We start from the raw sequence: 9,620 nt of genomic DNA on the forward strand, positions 1-9,620 counted from the left end.
GCCTTCGTCCCCTCAGCGAGTGCCGACCGCCGCGCGCACGGCCCGGCGGGCCAGCTGGCAGTCGTCGTGCAGCCGCCGCAGCAGCAGGCGCTGTTCCTCGCCGGACGGCGCGGCGCCCGGGTGAGCCGCACCCGGGGCCGTCGGGGTCGTGTCGTGCATCGAACGCTGCACGGCCGTCTCGTAGGTACGGATCTCACGGGTCAGGACCAGCATCAGGTTCACCAGGAAGGCGTCCCGGGAGGCCGGTCCCGCCGACTGGGCGATCTGGCTGATGTTGCGGCGCGCCACCGGCGCGTCGCCGAGGACCGACCACAGCGTGGCCAGGTCGTAGCCCGGCAGATACCAGCCCGCGTGCTCCCAGTCCACCAGCACTGGACCGGCCGGTGAGAGCAGGATGTTCGAGAGCAGTGCGTCGCCGTGGTTGAACTGGCCCATGCCGTGTCGGCCCGCGCCGGCCGCGATCCCGTGCAGCAGCTTCTGCAGGTCGCCCATGTCCCGGTCGGTGAGCAGACCCAGTTCGTGGTAGCGGGCGATCCGGGCCGCGTAGTCCAGCGGGGCGTCGAAGGCGCCGGCCGGCGGCCGCCAGGCGTTGAGCCGGCAGATCGCGCCCAGCGCAGCCCGGATGTCCGCGCGGGGCGGGGCCTCGGTCGGGTGCCGCTGCAGTGCCGCCACCCGCCCCGGCATCCGCTCGATCACCAGCGTGCAGTTCTCCGGATCCGCCGCGATCAGCCTCGGCGCCCGTACCGGGGGGCGCTGTCGGACGAACGTGCGGTACGCCGCTATTTCGTGGCGGATCCGCTCGGCCCACGCGGGCGACTGGTCCAGTAAACACTTGGCGACAGCGGTGCTGCGTCCTGTCGTGCCGACCAGGAGCACGGAGCGACCGCTGCGGCGCAGCACCTGGACCGGGGCGAACTCCGGACAGATCCGGTGCACCGAGGCGATCGCCGTGCGCAGCTGCGCGCCCTGAGGGCCGGACAGGTCGAGTCTCCCGCTGAGCTGTTGTGTGCCGAGCCCCGCGGGACGCCGGGTCGGACCCGTGCCGAGCGCGGGGGCAGCCGACCGCGCCGGGTCGAGATAGGGGCCGCCGCCGCCCGGGCGGGAGTGCAGCGACCGGGGCGGGGCGGACACGGAGGACGATGCTGCGTACATGGGAGAAACAGATCCCTTCGTGTGCCGGACGTCAGAACGCTGCCCCGACCGGTCCCCCCGGGTGCACCCTGGGGAATGTCCCTCGGCGACCGGGTCGGGGTGGCGCGTTCCTACCTGACACCCGTCGGCCACTGGCACACCATCTGGCGCACCCTGGCGAACCCTGGCGAATAGTCGCCCGGCAACTGTCCCGGGGCTACTGTCAACTCAGCCGAGAACCTGGGGGCTTGACGTGAGCGGACAACCCAACACCCGCCTTGCGGACCTGTTCGGCCTGGCCGGCTGGTCCAAGGGTGAACTCGCGAGGCTGGTCAACCGGCAGGCGGCGGCCATGGGCCACCCCCAGCTGTCGACCGACACCTCCAGGGTGCGGCGGTGGATCGACACGGGAGAGATCCCGCGCGATCCGGTGCCTCGGGTGCTGGCGGCCCTGTTCACCGAGCGTCTCGGCCGTGTCGTGACCATAGAGGACCTCGGTCTGGTCCGGCACGGGCGTCCCGGGAAACGGCCCGGCGGCGGGAGTGCTGAACATCCCGACGGCATGCCATGGGCGCCCGAACGGACGGCTGCGGTCCTCACCGAATTCACGGGAATGGACCTCATGCTCAACCGACGCGGCTTGGTGGGCGCGGGTGTCGCGCTCACGGCGGGCTCCGCACTCAGCAGCGCCATGTACGAGTGGCTGCACACCGATCCGACCCTCTCCGCCGACGCTCCCGTCATCGACCATCCTCTCCTCCACCATGCCGACCCCGCTGGGTTCGACCGCTATGAGGCCGCTCCCATCGGAACGGAGGAGGTCGACGAACTGGAGCGCTCGGTCGAGGTGTTCCGTGCCTGGGACGCGGCCCGCGGGGGCGGGCTGCAACGCAAGGCCGTCGTGGGGCAGCTCAACGAAGTGGGCGGCATGCTCGCCTACCATCACCCCACCCACCTCCAGCGGCGCCTGTGGGGCGTCGCCGCCAACCTCGCCGTCCTCGCCGGCTGGATGTCGCACGACGTCGGCCTGGAGCCCACGGCCCAGAAGTACTTCGTCATCGCCGCCCATGCCGCCCGGGAGGGCGGTGACCGGCCGCGGGCCGGCGAGGCGCTCTCCCGGGCGGCCCGTCAGATGGTGCACCTCGGCCGTCCCGACGACGCCCTCGACCTGATGAAACTCGCCCAGTCCGGCTCCGGCGGCGAGGTGCTGCCCCGCACCCGGGCCATGTTCCACACCGTCGAGGCCTGGGCGCAGGCGTCGATGGGCAAGGGCCAGGCCATGCGCCGCACCCTCGGTCAGGCGGAGGACCTCTTCGTCTCCGACCGGGGCGACGTGAAGCCGCCGTCCTGGATGCAGACCTTCAAGGACGAGGACCTGTACGGCATGCAGGCCCTGGCCTACCGCACGCTGGCCGAGTTCGATCCCCAGGCGGCCGTGCACGCCCAGCACTACGCGGAGAAGGCCCTGGCGCTGCGCGTCGACGGACGGGAGCGGTCGAAGATCTTCGACCATCTCTCCATGGCCTCCGCCTGCTTCATCGCGGACGACCCCGAACAGGCCGACCGTTACGCCCGGTTGGCCCTGATGTCGATGGGGTCGAACTCCTCCCGCCGCACCTGGGACCGGCTGCGCCAGATGTACCGGCTCACCGCGGAGTACGCGGGCTACCCGAGGATCAGCGAGCTGCGCGAGGAGATCCGCCAGGCGCTGCCCAAGCCGAAGGGGGGCCGGAGCGGCAACAGCGCCCAGGCGTAGGGGCACGGGGGCACGGGAAGGTGACAGCGGATTCCGGAGTCGCTACGGGGTCACCCGGGCGACGAGCACACAGGCGTCGTCCTCGCGATCGGCCTCGCCGAACTCCTCCACGACCGCCCGTACACAGTCCTGTGCGGTGCGCGCCTCGTGGAAGCGGGGGGCGAGGTCGAGGAGACGGCGCTCTCTCTCGGCGTCGTCGCCGTGCCCGGGCGTCAGTCCGTCGGTGTGCAGCAGGAGCAGGTCGCCTTCTTCGAGGGACTCCTCGGCCTGTCCGTAGGCGGCGCGGGCGGTGGCTCCGAGGAGGACGCCGTCGGGTGCGTCCAGCCGGAGTCCCGTCCCGTCGCGGAACAGCAGCGGGGCGGGGTGTCCGGCCTGCGCCCAGGTCAGGGTGCGGGTGTCGGGCCGGTAGCGGCAGCAGACCGAGCTGCCCAGGGCCGGTTGATCGGTAGCGTCGAGTAACTGGTTCAGCCAGGCCATCAGCTGGGCGGGCTGGGCGCCCGCCATGGCCATGCCGCGCAGGGCGCCCAGCATCATCGCCATGTTCGTGGTGACGGTCGGGCCGTGCCCGGTGAGGTCGCCGACGCTCAACAGCGTCTGTCCGTCGGGGAGTTCGAGTGCGTCGTACCAGTCGCCGCCGATCAGGGAGCTCGCCCGGGCGGGCAGATAGCGGGCGGCGAGGTCGAGGGAGCGGGGGCCCTGGCGGGGGAGGCGAAGGGAGCCGCGCCCGGGTGGCAGTACGGCTTCCTGCAGCTCGACCGCGAGCCGGTGCTCGGTCTGCGCCCGGTGCCGGTGACGCTGTAGCGAGTCACGGGTCTCGCGCACCTCCCGCTGGCTGCGGCGCACTTCGCTGACGTCTCGCAGCACGGCCCACATCGTGGCGGTGGTGCCGTCGGAGGCGAGCACGGGCTCGCCCATCATGTGCACGGTCCGCACCTCGCCGTCCGGGCGGACGACGCGGAACTCCCCGTCGATGGGCCGGGCGTCGACGAGGCAGTCGGTGACCATCGCCGTCAGCTTCGGCCGGTCCTCGTCGAGGACGACCGACGGCAGCTCGTCGAGGGTCAGCGGGGGAGCGGCCGGGTTGCGGCCGAGGATCCCGTACAACTCGTCGGACCACACGGCCTCGTCCGTCAGCAGGTTCCACTCCGCGCTGCCGACGCGGCTGAGCAGCGAGCCGCGCCGGGGAGGGGGCGCGGCGGCGGGCCGGGCGGGGGCCTGCGCGGAGGGCGCCGGCGGCGGGCCGTCCCGCAACTGGGTCAAGTGGGAGCCGAGGTCGTTGAGTTGATGCAGCGCCAACTCGTAGAGCGCGCGCTGCCAGCGCCCCTGCGGGTCCGCCGCGTCCCCCTGCGTGTCCCGTCGTACGGCGTCCACGTCGCCCTTGAGCCGTCGCGTCCGCGTGATCAGCTCGTCGACCGAGCCGCGCCCGGGCGGCTGGGCGGCCGAGCGGTCCGCGGAGAGATGGGACGGCATGACGCACTCCGATGCGGGAACGATGGCGACTAGGGCTGACGGCAGGGGCGTTACGACTGTTGCACAGCCCGCGACGCCGTGTAAGGGATTTGGCAACACACGATCCGGTGGTGCTTCTGGCATATGCCACAGTCTTCACGGCGGGGTCGCGGGGCTGGTGACCGTACGTCGATCGGAGGATCAAGTCGTAGGTGACGTACGTGACTTGGGGGACTGGGGAGGGGGCTGAGGTGACTGTCAGTCGCGTGTTCGACGACATTCTGTTCCCGCGATCGGGCATCGTGACGCAGGTCACAGGAATTCGTTCCCGGTTTGGCGTAATGCAAAGGGCCCCTGCGAGGTCGTACAAGCACCACGCCGAAAACGGCCGACCTCTCACCGCAGCGGAGACCGACCATGGACATCACTCTCGAACAGCCCGTCCGCGCCCGCCTGATCATGGCGGAGGACCAGGAGCTGCCCGTCCCGGCAACGCTTCGCTACGCGTCCGTCGACCCGTTCGCCGTGCACCTCGACTTCCCGCCGGAGGTCTCCCTCGCGGGCGAGGCGGTGACCTGGACGTTCGCCCGCGCCCTGCTGGAGGAGGGGGTGGGCGGCCCGGCCGGCAGCGGTGACGTGCACATCTGGCCCTGCGGCCGGGCCCGTACGGTGATCGAGTTCCACTCGCCGCTCGGGCTGGCCCTGCTCCAGTTCGACACCCCCGCCCTGCGCCGGTTCCTGCTGCGCAGCTACGCCGTGGTCGCGTCCGGGCAGGAGGACGTCGGCGCCGCCGTCGACAAGGGGCTGCAGGCGCTGCTCGGCAACGTCTGAGGCGCGCGGTCGCAGTGCCCCGGTTGCGGTGCGCCCTGCCCCGGTACGCCCGGGGTCAGTCGCCGTCTGCGGCGAACAGGTCGGGCCGCGGGGCGAGTTCGACGGCGACGCGCGCGCCGGACTCCAGTGCCCGCACGCCGGCCTCGGCGACGACGGAGGCCGCGTAGCCGTCCCACGCGGTCGGGCCGGTGACCCGGCCCCGGCGGGTGGCGTCGACCCAGGCCTGCACCTCGCGGTCGTAGGCGTCCGCGAACCGGACCAGGTAGTCCTGGGGGACCTCCGCGCCGGCCGTGCCCCGCGCGCTCACGAGCATGCCGTGGTCGTCGCCGATGCGCGCGCTGCCCGACTCGCACACGGCCTCGCAGCGCACCTGGTAGCCGAAGCCGCAGTTGACGAAGACCTCCACGTCGACCAGGGCGCCCCCGTCGGTCTCGAAGACCACGAACTGCGGGTCGAGCAGGCCCTGCGGCGCGCCTGAGGAGGGGCGCGGCCGCAGCACGGTGACCGCGGTCAGCTCCTGGCCGAGCAGCCAGCGGGCCGCGTCGATCTCGTGCGACACCGAGCTGTCGATCAGCATCGCGCTGGTGAAGTCCGGCGGCGAGGAGACGTTGCGGTGCGTGCAGTGGAGCATCAGGGGTCGGCCCAACCGTCCTTCGTCCAGCAGAGCCTTGAGCCGACGGTACTCGGCATCGTAGCGCCGCATGAACCCGATCTGCGCCAGCCGCCTGCCCAGCCGGGCCTCGGCCTCGACCACGCGCAGCGCCCCGGCGGAGTCCGGCGCCATCGGCTTCTCGCAGAGCACCGGGAGTCCGCGCGCGAAGGCCGCGAGCAGCGCCTCCTCGTGCGCGGGGCCGGGGGAGGCGATCAGGACGGCCTCGACGCCGGGGGCGTCCAGCGCGGCCGCCGCCTCCGTGTGGATGCGCACGTCCTCGATCCCGGCGGCGGCGTCCTTCGCGCGGGTCGCGTCGAGGTCGGCCACGGCGGCGACTCTCGCTCCGTTCACCACGCGATCGAGGCGGCGGACGTGATCGGCGCCCATGTGTCCGGCGCCCAGTACGGCCACGCCCAGCAGGTCACCCACGTGCGTCTCTCCCTCCACGCCGACGATCACGCCGAAGCGTACGCCGGTGGGCGGAAGCAGCCGAGGGCGGGAGCCCTTGACGGTCGGGGGTCCCTGACGGTCGGAGCCCCTGACGGCGGGCGGGGTCAGTACCGCAGCACGCCCGCGATCCGTTCCGCGTCGCCCAGCGAGCCGTCCGGGACGAAGCGCACGTCGGCCCCCGTCTCCAGGCACTGCTCGACGATCTCGTCCACGATGTCGTCGCGGGCGTCGAGGTCGCCGCTCGCGGCCGGGACGAGGTGGTCGCCGTCGTCGCGCACGGTGGTGCGGTAGTTCTCCTCGACGGCCAGCAGCCGGACCCGGCCCTCCCGGGCGCTCTGCCAGAGCTCGTCGACGCCGGCCGCGAACACCCGGTGTCCGCGGGCGGAGTCGAGTTCCCGCCTCACGGCCGTGGTGTCCCGGCGGGCCTGCGCGTCCAGCAGCGGGAGCATCGCCTGCCAGACGGCGTCGGGGGCGGCGTGGGTGAGACCGCCGTGCGGGACGTGCACCGCGTCCCGGGTGACCCCGCCGAACTCGTCCAGCAGGGACAGGGCGGCCTGCTCGCCGGTGACGTACAGCGGCCGCGGGTCCTCGCGCAGCAGTCGGCCCATCGCGGTGTCGGCCTCGCGCAGGAAGTGGCGGGTGTCCTCGTCGCGGAAGGTGCTGGGCTGGTCGCCGACGCGTTCCTGGCGCTCGGCGTCGAAGTTCTCCCGGCTCAGGGTCATCGGGAAGCCGCCGGTGCGCCTCTCGGCGACCCGGTCCGCGCCGCCGTTCCACAGGGTGACGTGGTCGGCGGAGACCGACAGCACCCAGAACGGCCGCTCGGCGGCCTGCGCGGAGACGAGGTTGCGGGTGAGGAAGGTGTCCGAGAGCACGACCCGCTCCGGCACCGGGCGGGCCAGCGACCACACCTGGTGCTCGCCCGGCGCGGCGAAGATCGCCAGGCCGTCCTCGGTGTGCGCCAGGTCCACCTCGGCCAGGGCCCGGTCGAGTTGGGCGGCGACGTCGGCGCGCCGTTCGCGGGTGACCGCCGGATCGGACTCCAGCTGTTTCTTCGCCTCGGCCACGACGTTGCGCAGCCGGACCCGGTCCTGGGTGTTCTCGGGTTCGCGGCGGTGCGTCGGCGTCAGCACGGACACCGCGGGGTAGGGGCGCGGTCGGCGTAGTTCGGAGAGGGTCGCCTGGCTGAGTGCGTGCTCCATAGCAGCACGATAGGCCTGATTCACCCTTCGGGCATTTGGTGCGAGCGGGGCAAGGTCGACAGTCGGTCGACGGCGTCGTGTCGTCGGTTCAACTCCATTTGGATACATAGGGTTTACTCGCGCTCGACCTTTTGCGCGGATCGGCTGCTATGTTGTTACTCGTCGGTAGCAAGCTGGGCCGGCGGCAAGCCGTGTGGGGGGAAGGGCCCGGTGGCCGACCGTCCCGGGGTTCGGCCGGACGTGTTGGTTGAATATCGAACTCCAGTTCCCCTCGCCTCCGCATCCAGACAGGTGAGACTCGTTCCTATGGCTCGTTCCCTGGTCGATCTGCTGACCATGCACGCGACGCACCAGCCCGACCGAACCGCCTACCGCTATCTCGCCACGGGGGACTGTGACGGCGAGATCCAGGAGATCTCCTACGCCCGCCTGGCCGTCCGTTCCCGGGCCGTCGCCGCCTGGCTCCAGGAACGCGGCCTCGCCGGCTCCCGGGCGATGCTGCTCTACCCGCCGGGCCTGGAGTTCGTCTGCGGCTACCTCGGCTGCCTCGCGGCCGGAGTCGTCGCCGTGCCCGGCGTGCCCCCGCAGGGCCGCTCGCACAACCACCGGGCGCTGACCCGGATGAAGCGCCTGATCGCCGACGCGGACGCCAAGGTGATCCTCGGCGGCCGCGAAGTGATCGCCGCCCTCGGCGAGACGGCCGAGCACCTGCCCGAACTCGACGAGATCACCTGCGTGGTCACGGAGGACATACCCGACGAGGCGGCCGCGTCCTGGCGCGAGCCGGACCTCGCCGACGACTCGGTCGCCTTCCTCCAGTACACCTCGGGCTCCACCTCCGCCCCGCGCGGCGTCGTCGTCACCCACGGCAACCTGACGGACAACGAGCGGATCATCGCCGCACGCATGGGGCACACCCCGGACGTCATCGCCGCCCACGACGGCGAGATGTTCGTCAGCTGGCTGCCCGTGTACCACGACATGGGCCTCATCGGGCCGGTCCTGAACACGGTGTACCTCGGCGTCACCGCCACCCTGTTCTCCCCGCTGCACTTCCTCCAGCGGCCCGACCGCTGGCTCACCGCGATCAGCCGCTACCGCCCGCACACCAGCGGCGGCCCCAACTTCGCCTACGAACTCGCCCTCAAGCACGCCACCCCCGAACTCCTCGACGGCCTCGACCTCGGCTCGTGGAAGGTCGCCTTCAACGGCGCCGAACCGGTGCGCGCCGCCACCCTGCGCCGGTTCGCCGAGACCTTCGCCCCCGCCGGCTTCCGCCGCGAAGCCCTCTACCCCTGCTACGGGCTGGCCGAGGCCACCCTCCTGGTCACCGGCGGCACGGTGGGCGCACCACCGGTCCTGCACGGCGGGAACGGGCACGGGAACGGGGAGGTGGACAGGGGCGGGAACGCGGAGGGACACGGCGGCCGGAACGAGGACGTGGCCGCCGTCGGCTGCGGGCGACCCGCCGACGGCGTCACCCTCGTCATAGCCGACCCCGAACTCCGCCGCGAGCGGCCCGAGGGCGAGGTCGGCGAGATCTGGGTCCAGGGCGCGAGCGTCGCCCGGGGCTACTGGCGCAACGCCCTCGCCACCCGCGAGCACTTCCGCGCCACCCTCCCCGGCCACGAGGGACGCTTCCTGCGCACCGGCGACCTCGGATTCCTGCGCGACGGCGAGCTGTTCGTCACCGGCCGGCTGAAGGACCTGATGGTCGTCGACGGACGCAACCACTACCCGCAGGACCTCGAACTGTCCGCCGAGACGGCCCACCCCGCACTGCGGCCCGGCTGCACCGCCGCGTTCTGCGTCGACAGCGGGGTGGAGGGCGAACAGCCGGTGCTGGTCGCCGAGTTGGCCCCCGACGCGGTCGGCGAGGCCGAGCAGGTCACGGACCTGATCCGGGCCGCGATCGGCGAGGCGCACGGACTGTCCGTGCACGACGTCGTCCTGGTCGACCCCGGCACCATCCCCAAGACCTCCAGCGGCAAGATCCAGCGCCACGCCTCCCGCGCGGCCTACCTCGACGGCGCCCTCCGCGTGGTCGGCGCGGCCGTCGGCGGATGACAACGGCCGCCGCCGGTCCCCTCGTTCGGGACCGGCGGCGCCGCCCGCCGCCTTCTTCCTCTGTTCTTCTCTTCCGAGGACTCCC

The 9,620-nt window shown here is 72.5% G+C and carries 7 protein-coding genes; 3 read left to right on the forward strand and 4 right to left on the reverse strand.

The genetic code is table 11. The features are described 5' to 3' along the window. Nucleotides 1-12 precede the first annotated feature (12 nt). Nucleotides 13-1,152: an aminoglycoside phosphotransferase family protein gene (locus OG562_RS42245; protein ID WP_266407576.1), complete on the reverse strand. Its 1,140-nt coding sequence runs from the start codon at nucleotides 1,150-1,152 to the stop codon at nucleotides 13-15. A 232-nt stretch (nucleotides 1,153-1,384) separates the two neighbouring features. Here OG562_RS42245 and OG562_RS42250 point away from each other — a divergent pair, with 232 nt between their 5' ends. After that, complete coding sequence (locus OG562_RS42250; protein ID WP_266407578.1) at nucleotides 1,385-2,887, forward strand: hypothetical protein; 1,503 nt, start codon at nucleotides 1,385-1,387, stop codon at nucleotides 2,885-2,887. A 42-nt stretch (nucleotides 2,888-2,929) separates the two neighbouring features. On the opposite strand, the gene OG562_RS42255 is transcribed toward OG562_RS42250, so the two are convergent. Then, a complete protein-coding gene (locus OG562_RS42255; RefSeq protein WP_266407580.1) occupies nucleotides 2,930-4,357 on the reverse strand; it encodes a PP2C family protein-serine/threonine phosphatase in 1,428 nt (475 codons plus the stop codon). Nucleotides 4,358-4,753: 396 nt separating this feature from the next. Between OG562_RS42255 and OG562_RS42260 the strand changes: the two genes are divergently transcribed. Beyond that, nucleotides 4,754-5,167, forward strand: coding sequence for an SsgA family sporulation/cell division regulator (locus tag OG562_RS42260; RefSeq protein WP_266407583.1), 414 nt, complete (start codon nucleotides 4,754-4,756; stop codon nucleotides 5,165-5,167). Nucleotides 5,168-5,222: 55 nt separating this feature from the next. Here OG562_RS42260 and OG562_RS42265 read toward each other — a convergent pair whose 3' ends face one another. Together OG562_RS42265 and OG562_RS42270 are read right to left on the reverse strand one after the other, a co-directional pair. Then, nucleotides 5,223-6,248, reverse strand: coding sequence for a Gfo/Idh/MocA family protein (locus OG562_RS42265; protein WP_266407586.1), 1,026 nt, complete (start codon nucleotides 6,246-6,248; stop codon nucleotides 5,223-5,225). Nucleotides 6,249-6,373: 125 nt separating this feature from the next. After that, on the reverse strand, nucleotides 6,374-7,468 hold the full coding sequence (locus tag OG562_RS42270) for a chemotaxis protein (RefSeq protein ID WP_266407589.1): 1,095 nt from the start codon (nucleotides 7,466-7,468) through the stop codon (nucleotides 6,374-6,376). Nucleotides 7,469-7,774: 306 nt separating this feature from the next. On the opposite strand from OG562_RS42270, the gene OG562_RS42275 reads away from it, so the two are divergent. Then, a complete protein-coding gene (locus OG562_RS42275) occupies nucleotides 7,775-9,535 on the forward strand; it encodes a fatty acyl-AMP ligase (RefSeq protein WP_266407592.1) in 1,761 nt (586 codons plus the stop codon). The last annotated feature ends 85 nt before the right edge of the window (nucleotides 9,536-9,620 follow it).

It is taken from the genome of Streptomyces sp. NBC_01275 (assembly GCF_026340655.1).
In the GTDB taxonomy this organism is placed as follows: domain Bacteria; phylum Actinomycetota; class Actinomycetes; order Streptomycetales; family Streptomycetaceae; genus Streptomyces.